Source organism: Winogradskyella luteola, from assembly GCF_019203985.1.
Lineage (GTDB): Bacteria > Bacteroidota > Bacteroidia > Flavobacteriales > Flavobacteriaceae > Winogradskyella > Winogradskyella luteola.
Genome location: NZ_JAGSPD010000009.1, coordinates 1 through 20653, shown reverse-complemented (window position 1 = coordinate 20653; position 20653 = coordinate 1). Strand labels below are relative to the sequence as shown.

The window sequence follows — 20653 nt, the reverse complement described above, 5'->3', positions numbered from 1 at the left end:
TCCTTAAAAGCTAATCCTTTTAAGGATTTTTTTTGCTTTTAATAGAAATACCTTTCAAATACCTAGATTAAAAAACTAAACTTTGTATCTTTTCAAGCATATTAACTTAATCTGTTTATCTATGAAAAAATATTACTTTTTTATCTTGCTACTTTTACCAAGCGCAATAATAGCGCAAACTGCATTCACCTCTGGCATTACACCAGATTTATCCGCTTATGGAGAGGCAACCAATTATCCCGGTGAAGGTGAATATGAAATATTCCTAGGTGACGACAATATTTTAGACAAACCTATTATTCTTGTTGATGGTTTTGATCCCGGTGACTCAAGAGATATACCTGGTATATATAGTTTGTTGGACTTCGCAGGAAGTTCTGGAACTCAAAATTTAGCAGACCAAGTAAGAGCCGAGAATTTTGATGTGGTAATTTTAAATTTTCCTATCTACACTAGAACTGATGACGGAGCAACTATTGACGGAGGTACAGATTTTATTGAACGTAACGCAATGCTGCTTGTAGAACTTTTAGATATTATTAATACCGCCAAAGCAGGAAATAGTCCTGAACAAAATGTAATCATAGGGCCAAGCATGGGAGGTCTAATCTCACGCTACGCTTTAAATTATATGGAAGCAAATACTCTTGACGCAGACACAAGATTATATATGTCTTTTGATTCCCCACACCATGGCGCAAATGTTCCCATTGGCCTGCAACACCAATTGAACTTTTTAGCCAATAACGATTCTCAGCCTATAGCTGAAGTTCAACCTCTTATTGACTCCTTTCTAAAATCGCCTGCTGCCAGACAACTTTTAGTAGATCATTTTGAAGCACATCTCCAAGTTGGTAGTGATGTTGATTTTGACGCAGCATTAAATTTACCTCAACCGCATCCTTTCAGAACACAATTTGAGAACACTATTAACAGTTTCAATTTTACTGGTTTTCCTGAAAACACAAGGAATGTAGCCATAATCAATGGAAGTGGGATAGGCAGTTCTTACTTTGCAATAGGCTCTAGTGGCCCTACAGTAACCAATGGCTATACGGTTATTGATGATAACTTTAATGTGCCAGCTGGTATATTTACCGCAAATGTTGATGTAGATATAAATTTTACACCCGCAGCCGGAGTCACATCTATAGTCAGTGCTATTTCCATTTCAGTATTTAATATTGAAGTTACAGGGTCTGAAGCCAGTAGCGAAGCATTTCCATTTTCTGATGGTATAGATTCTGCACCTGGTGGATTATTTGATCTTTCGGCATTAACAGGTGATATTGCTGGTGGAGGTGGAACTGCTGCAGACTTCTTAAATGCATTACAAATAGATAAGTTTAGCTTTATCCCTTCTGTAAGTGGTTTAGCTTTAGAAATGACTAATGACGAAATTGACTGGCATCATGATATAAATTTAACTGGTGGAGGCACAACAAGTATAACACCGTTTGACAACACATTTTTGCCAGACGATAATGAACCTCACATTCAGTTAACAGAAAATAATGTTGCTTTTGCTTTAACAGAGATATTAACTCCACCCCTTAATGTTATAGATGTTAGCGCCTATACATTTCAACTCGAAAAAAATCCTGTAAATAATGAATTAGTATTGCTTTCTGATATAAACCTCAATGCAAATATAAGTATTGCTGATATTACTGGTAAAGTGGTTTTTAATAATAAAGCTACATTAAGCGATAGAACATCTATTCCTGTAGATTTAGCTTCAGGATTTTATATTTTGAATATTACTGGTGAAAACAACACCTTTTTTACCACGAAATTTTTAGTCAACAGATAACAAATTGACGTTTTATAAAAATAAAAAACCTGAGCTATTCGCTCAGGTTTTCTTATATAATATTTTATCGTCTATTTTTACTGATAAGGCTTGTCTTCCTCAATATGAGCATATTGCGAGTTTTTGGCCTCGTTATTAGAATCAACAACCATAGCAACAATATCTAAGTTATCTGTTACATATTCAGACGGAAGATTAATTGTAAATGATGTCACATACTCGTTTAAAGCCGCTGTACTAGGAATAGCATCACCTAAAAGACTGGATAATGATTTTCTTAAGACCTCGTTGTGTTCAAAATCCGGGATTGGATCACCCATGTTAAAGAATGGGCTTGTAGTATCTTCGTTATAATAATTTACTTGACCATAAATAATACCGTTTTCAACCAAATAAACTACTAATTTATCCCCTTGCACTGAACCTTCTTCGTAAACCACATTGACTTGCACCAACAATTCATTACCCGTTAATTCTGAGTTTAATGCTATGGACAAGTTGGTGTCTAATCCAGCTATACTGGTAATATCAGAAATAGGATGTGGCATTGGCCAATTATTAGATCTATTAATTCTTGCCGCCGGGAATCCTTCAACACCAAATATGTCTTTTAACAGTTGTACTTGGTCAAAATGCATTGGATCAGGAAAACTAACTGCTGTTTCGTGAATGGCAACAACAGTAACGTCATCTGATATTTCGTGCAAATCTGTAATTGCACCAGCTACTCTTGGGCAAAATCCACACCATGCCCCTGTGTAATCTTCAATCACGACTTTGCGTTTTGGTATAATGACGTTAAAAGTTTCTGTATTTGTTGTTACCTCCACCCCATCTTCCAAGTAAACACCATAAACTTCAAACTCACCAATGGTACTTGACGAAAATACGGAGCCTTCAATAGGCTCACCATCAACATAAAATGTTGCTGAATCTGTTACATCTAAACCTGCTTCATTAATAATTCTAAATGGAATCTCCTGATTTCTCAAAGATGCCTTTCTTACTAATTTATCTACCGTAATTTCTGCAGTCGGAGTCGTCAGAGGCACATTTTCTTCAGTTTTACTACAAGAAAAGCTAAGTGTAAGCAAAAGTAGTAAAGCAATTTTTGGTATTCTTTTTGTTATCATAGCAGTACAATTGTTTTTGCTAAAATAATTAATTTTTACAACTGCTGTGCATTTGTGAAAAATTTAACTAATATTGTGTACCTATTTACAAAATTTTATATATGAAAAAATTACTACTTACCCTATGTTTAGGATTTTACTGTCTATCAACAATGGCACAACACGATCTTCCTAGTATAGATCTAAAAACTATAGACGGTAAAGCTATTTCTCTTGAAGATGCTACAAACAAAGATGGCATTACCATAATTTCCCTGTGGGCAACTTGGTGTGTACCATGCCTTAAAGAATTGGATGCTATCAATGATATGTACGAAGAGTGGCAAGAAGAGACTGACGTAAAGTTAGTTGCTGTTTCGGTTGACGACAGCAGAACTGTAAAGCGTGTAAAATCCATGGTAAATGGAAAAGATTGGGATTACACAATTCTATTGGACACCAACAACGACCTTAAGCGAGCTCTGAATGCGTCTAGTATTCCACTTACCGTTTTGGTTAAAGACAATAAGATTGTATATGAGCACTCTGGCTATAGTCCTGGTGCAGAAATGGAATTGTACGAAAAAATTAAAGAGCTTAGCAAATAATCCTGTTTCTCTTTTAATACCTACTACTAACTACTAACTAAATCAATATGAAAAAATTAATTTTTCTAACCCTTTTATTGTGTAATTTTTACTTTAGCAATGCTCAGGAAACAGGTTCTTTTTATGGTGGATTAGAATCCAATTCTCAATGGCTTCAAACTGATGAAGGTATTAACTTTTTAGCACCAGAAGATCAGTTTAGAGCAAACAACTATGTACTTCTCAATTACAACTTAGGAAAATTCACGGCAGGCATGCAGTTTGAATCCTATCTGCCTTCTGCTTTATTAGGTTACGATCCAATTTTTGATAATCAAAATGGCATAGCCACTTATTATGTAAATTATAAAGATGAAAAACTAGATATAACAGGTGGTTATTTCTATGAACAATTTGGTAGTGGCTTAATACTACGTTCTTGGGAAGATCGTCAATTAGGTTTAAACAATGCCATAAAAGGCTTAAACATAAAAGTTAATCTAACAGAAGATGTTGGTCTTAAAGCAGTTTTTGGTAAACAACGTTATGGTTTTGAAGAATCTGAAGGTACAATCCAAGGTCTAGATGCTGAGGTAAATCTTAGTAATGCTTTAAAATTGGACAAAGTAGATATACAAATGGGCTTAAGTTATGTTGGCCGTAATCAAAATACCAATGGAGTTGAGGCCATACCTACCAATGTTGGTGCCTATGGTGGTCGATTAGACATTATGGTTGGAGATTTTTATGCAGGAGCGGAAGCCATTGTAAAAGACCCAGATGTAATTGCAAATGAGGGAGTGATTTCTTCAAATAAATTATATGATGGCACTGCTTTACAAGTAAATGCTGGCTATGCAAAAAAAGGAATTGGAGTCAATGCTACTTTTAGGAGATTGGAAAATTTTAGTTTTTTCTCAGACCGGTTAGCAGAAGGAAATATTTTTAACCAACAGGTGATTAATTATGTTCCGGGGCTTACCAAACAACAAGATTATTTGCTAACGAACATATATGTTTATAACCCTCAACCTCGATTAATTATTGAGTCTTTCGATCAGCGTGCTGGTGAAGTTGGTGGACAAATAGACTTCTTCTATACTTTCAAAAAGGGCACAAGCCTCGGTGGTAAATACGGCACAAAATTATCGGCAAATTTTTCATATTGGGGAGGATTAGATGCTGAATATAATATTGAAAACAGATGGTATAAAGCAAAGTTTATCGGTCAGGGTCGTCAATTGTTTAGAGATTTCAACCTTGAGGTTAAGAAAAAATTGTCTAGAAACTGGAGTTCTGCTTTTACATTTCAAAATGTCATCATTGACAAAGGTATCGTAGAAGGAGGGCCTTTGGGCAATACAACTTTTACTTCCAATATCGCTGTTATTGAAGCCACACGAAGGTTTGATAATGGAAAAGCTGCTAGATTTGTTGCCCAGCATTTGTGGAGTGAAGACGACAGGAAGAATTGGGCTGCTGCAGTTATAGAATACAACTTCTCAACCAGCCTTGCAGTTTATGTTGCAGACAACTGGAATTACGAAGGCTTTAATGAAATACACTATTATAGTATTGGTGGCAGTTACAGTAAAGGCAATACACGATTAGGCCTTAACTACGGAAGACAACGTGGTGGATTGATTTGTATTGGAGGTGTATGCCGATTTGTACCAGAAAACACTGGCTTAAGTGCAAATTTAACTGTAGCTTTTTAAATTTATCCGATAAAAATGCATTTAAACGGTATTTATTGTGTTATACAAATTATTTTTAACCATTTAACTATATTGTTGCACTTTTAAGAAATTATTAACTAATTCAATTAAAAAAGTATGATTAAAAAAACTACTCTATTACTAACGCTATGTTTTGCTTGTACGCAATTTGCTACAGCGCAAACTTATTTTTACGATGATTTCTCTTCTGGAAATTTAAACGATTGGACACTTACAGATTCTGATGGTGATGGCAATAACTGGTATAATGCTGATTTAGATGACGGTGTACAAGAAGAACATGCTACATCTGCCTCATGGATACCAACACAGCCTGCTGGTGAAATATTATTTCCAGATAACTGGATGGTATCTCCTGCGATAGATTTAACCAGTGCATCAGGGAATGTCTTTTTAGAATGGAAAGCATACGGTCAAGATCAAGATTGGGCAAATGAAAATTATTCTGTGTATGTAGCTACAGCGTCTGACATTGCTACCCTAGGTGCCTCGGCAACAACTTTTAGTGAGGTGGTCGGCGCATCAGCAGGCTATGTAGATAGAAGTTTAGATGTAAGTGCTCATACTGGGCAGGTTATTTACGTAGCATTTAGACATCATAACGTATCAGATCAGTTCCGTTTGAATATTGATGATGTTAGAGTAACATCGGATCCAACTCCTACAGATTCCTTTTTAAAATCAATAGATTTAAATAAATACTCACTAATCTCAGTAGACAATCAATTAGCCGTAAACGTTAAAAATATTGGGGCCAATCCTATTTCTTCTTTAGAAATTAACTGGAATGATGGTACAACAGACCATATTTCAACTGTTAATACAAGTATTGCTGTTAATGAAGTAGCTACAGTTAACCACCCTATGATGGTAAATTACGCAACTGCTGTTGAAAAAAACATAAACGTTACAATTACAAAAATAAACGGCATAACTAATCCTAGCCCAGCAGTCAATTCAAGGATCACTACGTTCAATACGCTATCTCAATCCGGTACTAAAGCTGTACTTATTGAAGAATCTACGGGTACATGGTGTGGTTGGTGTCCAAGAGGTACAGTTGGCTTAGAATATATGGCAACGACGTACTCGAATACCGTAGTTGCAATTGCCGTACATAATGGAGACCCAATGACAGTCTCTGAGTACGATACAGCATTAGTGAATGTTATTGGCGCCGGTTGGCCTAACTCTGGTGTTGATAGAAAATTGGTAGGTGTTGATCCAGGTCAAGCCTCATTACAAGGAGCATTTGATACCCAAATCACTGAGGTTGTTCCTATGGATTTAACGGCGAGTGCTTCACAAATTGGAAATAATCTAACCATCTCTGCACAAGCTAATTTCTATACAAGTTTTTCATCTGCGGATTTTAGACTGGGAGTAATTATTACAGAAGATGGTGTGACTGGCACTACGAGTGATTATGGTCAAACCAACTACTATTCAGGTGGTGGTGAGGGTCCTATGGGAGGTTATGAAAGCTTACCAAATCCTGTACCAGCGTCGCAGATGGTATATGATCATGTTGGTAGAGCACTGTTAGGTGGCTTTAACGGTCAGGCAGGTTCTGTACCTGCTGTAATTAATGCTGGAGATACAGCATCTTATGACTTTAACTACGCAATACCTGCAACGAGCAACCAAGACAATATGCACATAGTGGTTGTACTCATAGACCAAACCGATGGCACTATTGTAAGTGCTGTGCAAAGTTCAGTGACACAAGCACTGAGTGTTGAAGAAGTATCTGGCATAGATTCCGTAAAGATTTACCCTAATCCTGCAAAAGACTTGATTAATGTTGCTTTTGATGCAAGTAATGGAGATTATAAAATTACTGTTACCGATATGTTGGGCAGAACAGTAATTAATAAATCTTATGAAGGCTTATTTGGCAATCAAAATATAGAATTACCTGTAGCACAATTAAATGCTGGTCATTACATTATGAACATTAATGACGGTAATGCATCTTACAGTACTAAGTTCATAGTGAACAAATAGTTTTATTATTGAAAAACTCAAAGGGAAGTTTATTTTTAAAACTTCCCTTTTTCAGTTTTACTTTAAAAACCCTATATTTGAATAAGTTAATAGGTTGAGCTTATAAAATATTACTCAAATCAATAAACATTATAGATTATGAAAAAAACATTACTCTTTATTTGCTTTTCTGTATTTGCTTTTGTGTCTTATGCACAATTTGAAGTAAGAGCGAAAAGTGACAATAGCCTTATAACAGATGGGCAAACAATTGCTTTTTCTGAAGCAGGTTGTGGCTTCACAGATCCATGTAATTGGAAATTTACAGTTACCAATACGGCATCCGAAGATATTTACATGAGAATATTTATAGATGATCTAACAAATACAGATGGCACTAATTTTCAATTATGCTTTGCTGGTGTTTGTTTAAATAATGTCACATTAAATAGTGGTTACCCTACAAACCCTGCTATGATTGCATTAGGTGCTACGAGCAGTAACGGTAACAATTTTTGGAATCTAAACCCATCAGATACAAGTATAGCAATGAGTTGGACTATGAGATTTCAAGCCTTTGATGCTGGTGGCACACAAATTGGCACACCATTAAATGTAACATATAGCTTTGATCCAAACTTAAGTATCGAAGAAGAGGAATTTACTTCTGTAGAAGTATTTCCGACACAAGTAAAGAATGAGCTTAACGTAACGTCTAACCAAAAGTTAACAGCAGAGTTTTACGATATATTAGGTAAAAAAGTTAAAGACATTACAGTTGATATGGGTAAGTCTAAAATTAATGTTTCAGATTTATCTCCACAACTATATATTATTCGCTTTACAGATGAAGCAGGTAAGACTTTAATTAGAAAAATTATTGTGGAGTAATATCCACTTCAATAAAAAAAACCGTTTGAAATGTTTCAAGCGGTTTTTTTTATTCTCTAATTTTTATATTTAAGTGGTAAGTAAATTACTTTCTTGGTTTTAAAAAAAACCTCTTCAAAATAATCGGAAAGCAAGTAGGCTCTAACATTGGTATATTGCTTCAATTCATCACTCAAATCACCACCCTTAAGATAAAGAATCCCATTTTTGAGTTCATTCTGTTGCTTTTTAGCAATTTTACCTTTTATCCATTTTGTAAATTCTGGCATTGCAGTAACAGCTCTGCTAACAATAAAATCGTAAGTATTATCTATAGCTTCTACCCTGCTGTGTGTTGTCCTTACATTTGTTAATTCAATAGCTTCACATATAGCATTAATAACTTTTAGCTTTTTATTAATACTATCCACCAAATGGAACTTACAGTTTGGAAATAGAATTGCCAAAGGCACACCTGGAAACCCACCACCAGTGCCAACATCTAAAATTGAAGAGCCATCTGTAAACTCAATCACCTTTGCAATTCCCAAAGAATGAAGCACATGCCTTAAGTACAACTCGTCAATATCTTTACGGGAAATCACATTTATCTTAGCATTCCATTCTTTATACAAAGCCTCTAAAGCTTCAAATTGCTTAATCTGGTTTTGGGATAAATCTGGAAAATATTTTAGGACTAATTCCATGCATTATAATTTTTTCAAAAGTACGTTATTTTAATGTGGATAAAATTAACGTTATCTCATAATGCTTCATTTTAATTATTAAGTATATTTGTCTCGTTATACGGTATTAAATTTCCATACGTTATAACATAAAATTATTGAATATATGGTACAACAAACCCTATCCTTCTCAAGAACAGATTCAGCAAAGTTTTTTAGAACATTAAACAAACGTGTCAACAATTATTTTAAGGAAAATAACATAAAGCGTACAGGAAATTGGCAGCTTTGGGTCAAGACCATTGTTATGTTTGCCTTGTTTTTAACTCCGTATTTTTTGTTGTTAACATTAGACATTCCTACTTGGGCCCAAATCCTTTTAACCATAGTTATGGGAATTGGTATGGCAGGAGTTGGTATGAATGTTATGCACGATGGTAATCATGGATCATTCTCTAACAAGGAATGGATTAATCGTTTAATGGGAAGCAGCATTTATATCTTAGCAGGAAATGTTTATAACTGGAAAGTACAGCATAATGTACTTCATCACACTTACACTAATATCCACGGCCATGATGAAGATTTAGAGGCAGGAAGAATATTACGTTTTTCTAAACATGCGGAATGGCATAAATATCATAAATTTCAACATTACTATTCTATATTACTTTATGGATTGTTGACCATTAATTGGGCAATCACTACAGATTTTCAGCAGATGAAACGTTACATGAAACGCAAACTATCTTATGGAAAACTACCAAATCCCGTAATTAACTGGAGTAAATTAGTCATTTCTAAGCTATTGTATGTTTCAATGTGGATTGTACTACCTATAGTTTTAACAGATTTAGCTTGGTACAAAGTTTTAATCGGCTTCTTTATTATGCACTATGTTGCTGGCCTTATACTAAGTGTTGTCTTTCAGTTAGCGCATGTTATGGACGAAGCAGAAATGCATTTACCTGCTAAAGACGGCACCATGAAAAATACTTGGGCAATACATCAATTAAAGACAACTGTTAATTTTGGTGCCAAAAACTGGTTGGTCAATTGGTATACTGGTGGCTTAAACCATCAAGTAGAACATCATATTTTTCCTCATATAAGTCATATTCACTATGGAAAAATAGCCAAAATCGTAAAGGATACAGCCAAAGAATTTAATTTACCTTACAAAGAATACGAAACCACTAGAAAAGCTGTAGCTGCACATTTTAGATTTTTAAAAGAAATGGGAACGCGACCAGCTATGCAAGCATAATTCTATTATATATACCTCATGAACCAACTTTCGGATAGAATTAATAATCTATCGACCTCAGCCACATTAGCCATGGCTGCAAAAGCTAGAGAATTACGTGCAGAAGGCAAAGACATTATTGGATTAAGCTTGGGCGAGCCCGACTTTAACACACCAGATTTTGTTAAAGACGCTGCAATTGAAGCCATAAATCAAAACTATAACAGTTACACTCCCGTAGACGGTTATGTAGAATTGAAAGATGCCATTATTACCAAGTTTAAACGCGATAATAATCTCAACTATTCTAGACAAAATATCGTCGTTTCTACTGGAGCGAAGCAAGCCCTATTTAATGTAGCATCCGTAATGCTTAATATCGGAGATGAAATTATTTTACCTTGCCCGTATTGGGTAAGCTACAGTGATATAGTAAAGCTCAATGGAGGTGTTCCTATAGAAGTAAAAACAGATATTACAAACGACTTTAAAATGACAGCAGAGCAACTTGAAGCTGCCATAACACCAAAAACCAAAATGATTTGGTACAGCTCTCCTTGTAATCCAAGTGGTTCGGTTTACAGTAAGGAAGAACTAAGAGCAATTGCCGATGTTTTACAAAAGTATCCCAATATTTATGTAGTTTCAGATGAAATATATGAGCATATCAATTTTATTGGCGGTCATCATAGTATGGCTCAATTTGATGATATGCACAATAGAACTATAACCGTAAATGGTGTATCAAAAGCATTCGCTATGACTGGTTGGAGAATTGGATATATTGGGGCACCAGATTGGATAGCTAAAGCCTGTAATAAAATGCAAGGTCAAGTCACAAGTGGTGCCAATTGTATTGCTCAACGTGCTGTAATAAAAGCTCTTGAGGCTGATCCATCTCGTATTCAATATATGATTGATGAATTTAAAGTACGTCGTAAACTTATATTACAATTATTGGATGGTGTCGAAGGTTTTAAAACCAATGAGCCCGAAGGTGCTTTTTACGTCTTTCCAAATGTATCTGACTACTTCGGAAAAACTTTCAAAGGAAAAACTATTAATAATGCCACAGACATGTCCATGTATTTGTTGGAAGAAGCTCTTGTAGCCACAGTAACTGGTGAAGCCTTTGGTAACCCGGACTGTATTAGAATATCTTATGCAGCATCTCAAGACAATATCAAAGAAGCCATTAAAAGAATACAACTGGCTTTAAGCTAATATTATTTTATCAACGACCTTTTGAAAAGGAAAGCTCTAATTTAAACACTTATGTTAGAGCTTTTCCTTAGGTTTTCAAAGTAGGTCATAAAGTCCCAAAAGCAACATTTAGGCCAAAAATCTCAACAAAAGCTAAAAAAAATTACACCAACCTTACCAAAAGTAAGGTTGAAATTTGAATATTTTATTTTTTATTGTTTAAATTTGTGTCAGAATTCTTCCCTAACTGAAACATGGTTTTCTTTTGCCGAAAACCATATTTTATGTATTCTTGACATTAAAAAGGTATTAACCCGTTAATTCGTAGCGTACTAAAAATACTACGTAGGTGTTCTTAGAAAACAAGCTGCGCTTTTGGCAAAACATTGAAAAACCCCAAAACTCAATTAATCTATGAAAAAATTTCCCAATCCGTTACCTCTTCATATTTTCAGTATCAAGAGCATAAGAATTCTCCTTTTCAAACTAAATCAAAAAAACATAAGTCATTACGCAGGGCAACTATTATCAATATTGCTTCTGCTCAATGGCATTATCGCTACCGCTCAAAATGACTTCGATAATGCATTTACGTTACCTGAGATAACACGACCTTCACCAACGGTAGCTACTTTAATGAAGTTTGAGGAAGTAGATTTGAACCATTATACTGGGCAGCCAAATATTTCCATTCCGTTATTTCAAAAAAGCATTTATGGACTTAATTATAATTTGGCTTTACACTATCAATCAAGTGGTATAAGAGTAAACGAACAATCAGGCTGGGTTGGAAAAGGTTGGGCATTGGAAACAGGTGGCGTCATATCTCGCTCCGTTGTAGGTTTGCCTGATGAAATTGATTTAAGAAGCTTCTCAAATGGGTACTATGGTGTAAACCATAATGGATTTCATGATTTATGGGACATGGATGGTAGTTATTGGATTGAGGATCCAAACACAGGAGACAACATGATTAACAGTAGTAATTATGATGTAAATGGTAACTTAATTCAAAATAGTGATGCTTATAATCTAAGAGCATTTTATTACAATGCTTTATGGGCTAATCAATATAAAACTGATTATCAAAGAGATATATATCAATTCAACTTTTTTGGTCATACAGGGCGTTTTATTTTTGTTAAAGAGAATGGACAGTTGGTACCAAAGATTATTGGTAATGATTCTAAACTTAAAATCGAGGTGTTTTATAAAACTACTTCAATAAATGGTTATCCAGAGGTTATCGACTATTTTCAAATTACTGATACAAACGGATTTGTATACTTCTTTGATGTTATAGAAGAGACTACAAAAATAGATTATAGTATTTCTTACCCACAAAAGGGTGGGCCGGTAGCACCGGTTAGTCCTCAGATACCTTTGCCTAAATTTCGTTCAGCTTGGAAACTAAGTCAAGTGCAATCGCCTCAAGGTAACAATCTTATATCTATAGATTATGACGATTTTGTTGAAATACCCCAAGTGGAAGCTAATCTTAAGAAAAATCAGATATTAAGCCCTTTGACTGTAGGTTTCGGTGATCAGTGTAAAACAAATAGCTGGTATAGCTCTTTAGAACCCTTATATGTGCGTTCATCACAAATTTTAGAAATTAACTCTAAAAAAGTAAAGCAAATTACTTTTGCCGATGGTATCGCTGTTGAATTTAAGGCCACAAGTGAGCATCCTGAATATCAAGGTGGCGCTCAACTAAATGAAATCAATATCTATGATTTTGCAAATACCATTAATAAATCTTACGATTTTACGTATGATAGTTATATGTGAGCTAATCATGAACCCTATGGTGAGCGACATGAATTACTGTTCTTGAATGAAATTAGAGAAAATAATTCTGACATTCATAAGTATAGCTTTGACTATATCAATAAGACTAATTTATTGGCTTTCGGACTAAATGAACATGACGATTTTGGGTATTACACCTCTTCAAATATTCAAAATCATAAAACAGGTGTACTCTCTGGTGCTTTAAAAAGTATTGTGTATCCTACTGGAGGTAAGCGTGAATTCATTTGGGCGAGTAATACCTATAGTTTTAATGGAAACCGTTTATTAAGTTTTGATGAGATTTTTCAAAACCCTGATAACTATACCGCAACATATACCAATTTAGTATATAATGGCACCAATGTTGGTGGCACTCCTGCGGGTACTGTAGCTGATCCTGATTTGGTCTTTTACATCAATGTGGATCAAACGGTAAATATTAATAATACAATTACTGCAAATCCATTTACGTCAACTGATCCTAATGCTGCTAACCAATCCGCATATGCTTACAACTATACGCTTAAGCCTATATTACAAAATGGTGCGGATGATCTTAGCAGAGATACGGTTACTACAGGCTATAACGGTAATGTAAGCAGTGCAACATCCACTATATATTTACAAACAGGTTGGTACAAAGTGATTGACATATTAAATCTATATGGCGAACTTAATGTCCCGTTTACGCTTAATCTAGAAGTCGAACACAAACTACTTAAGTCTAATAGTCTTAATTGGTATGTGTATGGTGGTGGTTTACGTTTAGAATCAATACAAGATTATGACAATGATAACCTTAAGCAATCGTCAATTTTCAATTATCAATTAGAGCCAACGACATTAGTGCCAACGCCTACAGATTATCCAGGTAATCCTAACCCACACGGAGATCCTAATCCTAACCATCACTATTCTAGTGGTTCTTTTGATGGTGAGGCCAATTTACGTAGAGACTATATCGCAGCCATAACACCTACAGTTTTAGCTGCTGGTGTTGTATCTAGCCCTGTTACATATAAAATAACTGAATATCTAAATGCTGCTGATGCACAATTGACACAGGGTAATTTTATAGGTTATAAAAATGTAGCTGTACAAATAGTGGACATTAACACAGCTATCCTTAGAAATCACGAACCTATTTCTGATGCTTCAGTAACAAAATATGTGTTTGATTCACCTATTGATTTCCCTACGTTTCCAGAAAATTACCAATACCCTTATCCATATGTGAAGGATCAAGATTATAAGAGAGGTAATTTACGTAAGCAAACACTTTTAAATGACGGAAATTCAAAAGTAAAAGAAACGTTATATGCCTATAATTTTGATGCCAATGATATAGAGCAGCTACAAGCGCTCTCCTTATACGCCCTAATTGATGAAAATAACCTTGCTGCTTCTAACCAAGCACCGTTTCCAATGTTTTTTCAAATTTATCAAAGTCAATTTGTATATCCGACAGTTTCTAACCTCAAGTTATTACAAATTGCTAGGCATTCCTATAGAAATTTTAATGATTTGTTTAATAATAGTTCAAACGACTATAGATTAGCTCAATGTACTTCTCCTGAAGGTGTTCCTTCTAATATAGATTTAAAAGATTATTTAAACGGAGGAGGTATAGATTTTTTTAAAGACAATATTTTTATAGATATCCTCACTGAAAATATTTTTCATACTAAAGTTGAAGAATTTTCATATAAGGTGCAACCGACACTCACCCTTACAAAAGATTATTTTTATGACGAGATGGGAAACCAAAAAATTACGGAAACACGTCAAGAATTTGAGTATAATCCGAATAACTATCAGATCAGTCAGCAGGATACTTATTTTGCAGAGTCTAACACAGATGTACATTTAAGAACCCATTATTATTACCCTGACTTGGTACTTGGGTCCAATACAGACCAAATACGACAACATTTGTTAAATCAGAACCGTTTGAATGAAGTCCTCGAAACGGAAACCCATAAAGATGGGGAAAAACTAAGCGAATCGCAAACGGTCTACGATGAATTCGCCTCTGGCCAGATACTCCCAAGGTACATAAAGACGTCCAAATCCAACGATGTTCCAGAGCTACGCCACGAGATCGTTGATTACGATGCTTACAACAACATTTTGGAGCTCAAGAAATCGGATGGTACCCCGGTTATCTACGCCTGGGGCTACAACAGCACCCAGCCCATAGCCAAGATCGAGAACGCAAGCTACCAGAACATGTCCTCAGATCTGTTCACTACCATTGCCGCGGCGAAGAACGCCTCGCTTGCCGATGTGGACCAGCCCTCGGAAACGGCACTCAGGGCGGCACTTGATTCCCTGCGCTCGCATCCCGAGCTATCGGATGCCATGGTGACGACCTATACCTACGACCCTCTGGTCGGTGTGACCAGTATTACCGACCCCAGGGGGCAGACCGTCCATTATGAGTACGATGAGTTCAACCGTTTAAAATACGTTAAGGACGAGGACGGCAACATCCTGAGCCAGAACGCATACCATTACAGAACCCAAAACTAAGAGCGCCATGAAACATTTTATATATATTATAGTCCTGTGCCTTGCTGCCAATATCGCAGGGGCACAGACCGACACCGAGAACTATGTGACCAGTACCACCTATCAGGTAAGGACCACCGATGGCGAGCACAAGGCCGGAACAGCAACAGATCTGGCCGATGACGACAAGATAGAGGCGGTCACCTACTTCGATGGACTGGGCAGGCCGGTGCAGAGCATCGCCAAGCAAGCAGGCGGACAGAGACAGGATATCATCACCCCGATCGTATACGATGAATACGGCAGACAGGTCAGGGACTACCTGCCGTACACGAGGGCGAACAGCTCGCTGGACTATGAGCTCCCGGATGGCCTAATGGTCGACCTGCGGCAGCAGTACCTGTCAAAATATGGGGAGGACCTGAACATGTCCCTTCCCAATCCCTTTTCGGAAAAAGTTTTGGAGGCCTCACCGCTAAACCGAGTGTTGGAGCAAGCCGCACCGGGAGAGGACTGGGCAATAGGCAACGGCCATACCATAAAGTTTGAGTACCAGACCAACAGCCTCAACCCGTCAAGTCCCTTTGACAGTGCGGGCAACACCTACGACAACGTCATCCTTTTCGATGTCGCACATCCGGGCGGCGATACGGAGCGGACGGAACTTGTATATTCGGGGCACTATGCCAATAACACGCTCTACAGGACGGTGACCAAGGACGAGAACTGGACACCTGCCGACGGCAAGGACCACACCACCGAGGAGTTCAAGAACAAACAGGGCCAGATGGTACTGAAGCGCACCTACAATAACAACGAGCCGCACGACACCTACTACGTCTACGACGACTACGGCAACCTCACCTATGTGCTGCCACCAGAGGCCAGCCACCAAATACTGGAGCTGGACACTGCTGGCCGTGCCGCCTCGCAGCGCAACTTCCCGTGGACGCGACTGGCTAGCGTCAGCAGCGACTTTGCGGCTGAGTACGACCACCAGCTGAGCGACTACGAGAATGCCGAAATTCTCAATGCCGATATACAGAACGCCTATGGTGGGCAGGGCGGCTTCACAGTAACCACTCTCGAGGAGAGCGACAAGGTGGTGCTGAGCATCAACTTCTCGGCCACGGAAGAGCTTGAGCTTAAGCAGGGCGAGCTCGTCTCGCTGGAGGAGTATGGCAGCCATAACGATACCGAACTGGGGCGCATCACCGGCGAGGGCTACAGCTACGTGTTCTATATCACCAAGAACGCCATCCACATTGAGGGAGAGGGCAAGCTCAACGGCATCAACCAGGTGTTCAACAGCGATGCCAAGCTTTCCTACGAACAGAGCTACCTTTGGACGCGTCTTGCGGACATCGACCCGAAGTTTGCCGCAGGGTATGAAAAGGACGTAATGGAGCATGCCCAAAACACGGGCCAGGATCCCCTTAACGTGTACACGGACAACCCCTACGGGGGTCAGGGAGGGCTCAGCGTCACCGTGGACGATAACGACAACATCACCCTGAGCTTCAACATCAGCAGTGCCCAGGCCCTGAAACTAAAGAAAGGGGCCGTACTCAAGCTGGATGCCAAACGGGCACTGGCGAACAGAAGGCTGGGAACGCTCTCGGGCACTGGCTACAGCTACGATTTCAACTTGGAGGACAACAACATCGTCATCACGGGCTCGGGCACCGGGCAGTCCTTTTTGGGCACCATGTTCCCGAACCCAACGGCAGCGGACGATATGGTTATTAATAATGAGGTTATAGAAGGACTCTGCTACATCTACCATTACGATTATCGCAACCGCTTAATTGAAAAGAAAATTCCTGGTAAGGGCTGGGAACACATCGTCTATGACAGGCTGGACAGGCCCGTGCTCACCCAGGACGCCAAATTGAGACTGGACAATGACTGGCTCTTTACCAAGTACGATGTCCATGGCAGGGTGACCTATACGGGAAAGCATAATTATGTACCGCAGGGCAGTGCACACAATGCAGGCAGGTTGGGGCTACAGGCCGATCTTGAGGCACAGACGGTACATCATGAGCTAAGGCAAAATACCGCCAATACCATAGATGGTACGGCCATCCATTACAGCAACCAATCCCTGCCGAATACGAACCTAGAATTGTTGACCATCAACTATTACGATAGCTATGACCATCTGGGACTTAGTGCGGAACTGCTAAAGAATCATGGGGATGTGATTCATGACAGAAGTATAGACACCAATGCCAAGGGTTTATCGACCTGTAGCCAAATAAGGGTTCTGGGCACGGACGACTGGACCACTTCGGTGACCTATTACGATAAGAAGTCCATGCCCATCTATATGGCCAGCAAAAACAGCTATCTCCATACCCTTGACGTGGCCACGACGGAGTACGACTTCGTAGGCAAGGTACTGAGAACCGAGAGCACACATACCATGAGCGGTCCCAACACCAATACGGTAACGGTGGAGGACCGCTTTACCTACGACCATGCGGGGCGCATGCTCACCCAAAGCCAGACCATAAACGGCAGCAGTGCGGAACTCATAACCAATAACCATTATGATGGACTGGGGCAGTTGAAGAGCAAGGCCGTTGGTGGCAGTGTGGCGAGCGACCCGGCACAGTCCACGGGGCTGCAGATCGTGGATTACAGCTACAACATCAGGGGCTGGCTGAGGGGCATCAACGATGTCGGTGCCCTGGGCGACGACCTCTTTGCCTTTAAGATCGGTTACAACAACCCACAGACGGACGGTACCGCCCTTTACAACGGCAACATCTCGGAGACCTTTTGGAGGACGGCCAACGATAACAGGGAAAGGGGCTACGATTATGACTACGATGCCCTGAACCGTATAGAGATCGCTAGTTACCACGGCAACTATGCTTTGGACGGCACGGGCAACATTATGGAAAACTATGGGCTTGTGGGCGAGAACGGTACGCCGGGTGTGGCCTACGACAAGAACGGCAATATCACGTCACTGCGGCGTATGGGACTGGTAGCGGCCACGGGGCAGATCGATGTGATCGACGACCTCAGCTATGGCTATGCACCCATGAGCAACAAACTTTTGGACGTGGACGATATGGCCACCGAAGATGGTTTTGGGGATGGCGGGAACACGGAAAATGACTATCTTTACGATGTGAACGGCAATATGGTACAAGATTTAAATAAGCGTATCACCAATATTGTATATAAGCATTTGAATTTACCAACAAAAATATACGTTCGGCAGACAGATGATCCCATTTCCCTGATTGATAATATCGAGTATATATATGACGCTACGGGAGTCAAGTTGCAAAAGAAAATTAATGTACAAGGGGTTTCACATGACCAAATTACGCAATATGCAGGAAGTTATGTTTATAGCGGCAACAACTATTCAGGTATTTCTTTGGAATTTTTCAACCACTCTGAAGGATATGTGGAACCAGTAAATGATGGCAGTGGCAATTACAAGTATGTCTACCAGTACAGGGACCACTTGGGGAACGTGAGATTGACCTATGCGGACAGCGATGGCAATGGTTCTATCGATGCCCAAACCGAGATCATCGAGGAGAACAACTACTATCCTTTTGGTCTCGAACATAAGGGTTACAATAATGTCGTGAATGGCGTTGAGAATAATTATCAAACATATCAAGGACAGGAACTTACAGAAGACCTTGGATTAAATGTTTTAGAATTTAAATACAGAATACACGACCCAGCGATTGGAAGGTTCTGGCAGATTGACCCACTTGCAGAAACGTATGTCTATAATTCCACTTATGCTTTTGCTGAAAATAAAGTAATAGCAAACTTTGAATTAGAAGGACTGGAAGCTATATCAATCCATTCGGCAAGTTTTGCACCTTATGATAAGTTTGGAAAAGCTATGGGTACTGGTCCATTTAGTGGAGATGGGAATAATAGAAAGTTTGGTACTAATCCAAATGCGAGTTCAAGAATTTATGGAAGAGCAGATTTAAATTTGTCTGGCGATGGAATTACTTTAACTGGTTCTGACCAAAGAGGTTCAGTATCTCACAACTATGGTTCTGGTAAGGAAGAGTATTCGCCTGCATCGATGCAACCATCTATCTCTAAACAAGATAGTGATGGACTTACAGCTTCGGCAATGTTGGATTATGACCTTTCAGGAAGTAACAAGGCCGCACCAGGCGGAGCTGCACCAGATATAGATGTCAAAGGAAATATGTCTATCGGAGTTATGGATTTAGGAGACCAAGGAAGTATGGCTATTATATCAGGTCAAATAGCAGGAGATAAGTTTCCTGCAAGTGAAACATTCTTAACTGACTCTAATGGTGTTGGTGTATTTTTAGGTGTTTCAGGAGCTGATGGTGGTCCTGTAACAATGCTTCCAGGCGACAATTATAGACCAATGGCTTCTTTTACAATAGGTGTGAGTTTTAATAGCGATGGTCATATTACAGGAGTTATGCATAATGGAAAAACTTATACTGTAGCAGATTGGAACAAGCAATTTTCAAATCTAAATCCGCAAGACGGAAATGTTACCACAAACTTTGATTAAAATGAGGTTTTTATATTTATTAATAACAGTACTACTAATGAGTAGTTGCAAAACAAACGAGAAGGCAGTCTTTTACGTTCCAGAGGGATTTAAAGGAACTGTTGTAGTTGTATTCGAACAAGAGGATGGCCAAGAAAAAGAATACATAAATAATGAGAGGGTTTATAGGATACCAAAAGATGGAGTACTATACTCTAAATTTGAAGAACCTAATCAAGGTACCATTGAGCATAAATATTATTATGTTGAGAACAATAATATTTTACAAACTATTGATAAGTACATTCCATATACTGAAGCTAACAAATTTCATAGCGATAGTGTTTACGTTTTGCAAGAGTTTAATGGAGGACATAAGTCTTATGAAAACGATAAGGCAAAGGATGAAATTAGATATATGTATTCCTCTATTGGCAAACTAAAAAATAAGGAGAATTTAATCAATGAAGCTCATAATAGAATAAAAGAACTTAATGATAAATCAGATTAATCAAAATAGTTCTTAAAAACCAGACCGACCACCTTGGTAGTGTTTTAAAATAGGACACAATATCATG

At 38.3% G+C, this 20653-nt stretch carries 13 protein-coding genes; 11 read left to right on the top strand and 2 right to left on the bottom strand.

The features are described 5' to 3' along the window. Positions 1-121 precede the first annotated feature (121 nt). Positions 122-1813: a T9SS type A sorting domain-containing protein gene (locus tag KCG49_RS11395; RefSeq protein ID WP_218546640.1), complete on the top strand. Its 1692-nt coding sequence runs from the start codon at positions 122-124 to the stop codon at positions 1811-1813. A gap of 77 nt (positions 1814-1890) precedes the next feature. Here the strand turns inward: KCG49_RS11395 and KCG49_RS11390 are convergent, their stop codons facing one another. Beyond that, complete coding sequence (locus tag KCG49_RS11390; RefSeq protein WP_218546638.1) at positions 1891-2946, bottom strand: Omp28-related outer membrane protein; 1056 nt, start codon at positions 2944-2946, stop codon at positions 1891-1893. Positions 2947-3047: 101 nt separating this feature from the next. On the opposite strand from KCG49_RS11390, the gene KCG49_RS11385 reads away from it, so the two are divergent. The 4 genes from KCG49_RS11385 (at position 3048) to KCG49_RS11370 (ending at position 8128) form a co-directional block, all read left to right on the top strand. Continuing rightward, a complete protein-coding gene (locus tag KCG49_RS11385) occupies positions 3048-3533 on the top strand; it encodes a TlpA family protein disulfide reductase (protein ID WP_218546636.1) in 486 nt (161 codons plus the stop codon). 47 nt (positions 3534-3580) lie between these two features. Beyond that, a complete protein-coding gene (locus tag KCG49_RS11380) occupies positions 3581-5230 on the top strand; it encodes a DUF6029 family protein (protein ID WP_218546634.1) in 1650 nt (549 codons plus the stop codon). Between the two features lie 117 nt (positions 5231-5347). After that, the gene (locus KCG49_RS11375; protein ID WP_218546632.1) at positions 5348-7258 is read left to right on the top strand and encodes a T9SS-dependent choice-of-anchor J family protein; all 1911 of its coding nucleotides are present in this window, start codon (positions 5348-5350) and stop codon (positions 7256-7258) included. Between the two features lie 138 nt (positions 7259-7396). After that, a complete protein-coding gene (locus tag KCG49_RS11370) occupies positions 7397-8128 on the top strand; it encodes a T9SS type A sorting domain-containing protein (RefSeq protein WP_218546630.1) in 732 nt (243 codons plus the stop codon). Between the two features lie 56 nt (positions 8129-8184). Here the strand turns inward: KCG49_RS11370 and rsmG are convergent, their stop codons facing one another. Next, a complete protein-coding gene (gene rsmG / locus KCG49_RS11365; RefSeq protein ID WP_218546628.1) occupies positions 8185-8814 on the bottom strand; it encodes a 16S rRNA (guanine(527)-N(7))-methyltransferase RsmG in 630 nt (209 codons plus the stop codon). 145 nt (positions 8815-8959) lie between these two features. Here rsmG and KCG49_RS11360 point away from each other — a divergent pair, with 145 nt between their 5' ends. The 6 genes from KCG49_RS11360 to KCG49_RS11335 all read left to right on the top strand — a co-directional run bounded on the left by KCG49_RS11360 (position 8960) and on the right by KCG49_RS11335 (position 20586). After that, positions 8960-10060 carry a fatty acid desaturase family protein gene (locus KCG49_RS11360; protein WP_218546626.1) on the top strand — a complete coding sequence of 367 codons (1101 nt, stop codon included), beginning with the start codon at positions 8960-8962 and terminating at the stop codon, positions 10058-10060. Positions 10061-10078: 18 nt separating this feature from the next. After that, a complete protein-coding gene (locus KCG49_RS11355; protein ID WP_218546625.1) occupies positions 10079-11263 on the top strand; it encodes a pyridoxal phosphate-dependent aminotransferase in 1185 nt (394 codons plus the stop codon). 393 nt (positions 11264-11656) lie between these two features. Continuing rightward, positions 11657-13033, top strand: a complete 1377-nt coding sequence (locus tag KCG49_RS11350; protein WP_218546623.1) for a hypothetical protein — start codon at positions 11657-11659, stop codon at positions 13031-13033. A 42-nt stretch (positions 13034-13075) separates the two neighbouring features. Next, complete coding sequence (locus KCG49_RS11345) at positions 13076-15568, top strand: RHS repeat domain-containing protein (protein ID WP_218546621.1); 2493 nt, start codon at positions 13076-13078, stop codon at positions 15566-15568. A gap of 7 nt (positions 15569-15575) precedes the next feature. After that, positions 15576-20096 (top strand): DUF6443 domain-containing protein, encoded by a 4521-nt coding sequence (locus tag KCG49_RS11340; RefSeq protein WP_218546619.1) that lies wholly within the window; start codon positions 15576-15578, stop codon positions 20094-20096. A 37-nt stretch (positions 20097-20133) separates the two neighbouring features. Further along, on the top strand, positions 20134-20586 hold the full coding sequence (locus KCG49_RS11335) for a DUF6843 domain-containing protein (protein WP_218546617.1): 453 nt from the start codon (positions 20134-20136) through the stop codon (positions 20584-20586). The last annotated feature ends 67 nt before the right edge of the window (positions 20587-20653 follow it).